The sequence below is a fragment of the Herbaspirillum chlorophenolicum genome, assembly GCF_001189955.1.
GTDB classification, from domain to species: Bacteria; Pseudomonadota; Gammaproteobacteria; order Burkholderiales; family Burkholderiaceae_D; genus Herbaspirillum; species Herbaspirillum chlorophenolicum.
The window spans coordinates 1-291 of record NZ_LFLT01000181.1; the positions used below are offsets into that span (position 1 = coordinate 1).

General features: G+C 55.7%; 1 protein-coding gene. It reads right to left on the reverse strand.

Going from position 1 to position 291, the window contains the following annotated elements:
* Positions 1 to 26: 26 nt before the first annotated feature.
* A partial coding sequence (locus tag AKL28_RS24980) for a cobalt transporter (RefSeq protein ID WP_197091103.1) occupies positions 27 to 291 on the reverse strand: 265 nt, incomplete at its 5' end.

Consider the following 291-nt stretch of genomic DNA (forward strand, 5'->3'; position numbering starts at 1 on the left):
GTTGTGTGTGGATTGTCCTCGCCGAGTTATGCGGCGAGCTGCCAATTGGGCTTATCGGGCCCGTCGGCGATATGGGAGGTGGGATGCGGAGAGTAGCCTAAATGCGATTTTTGTTCGACAGCCGGCGGAACAATCACGCTCGAGCTGTAGACCTGCACCGATTTCATGCACGAAAAGTGGCACAGAGAGCAGCCGACGTCGTTGTCGCCCGCCTTAGTTTTTTCAGTACCAGCATGCTTATCGGCTTTCACCGAAGGATGCTCATGATGGCCGATATGGGTCGGCACACGA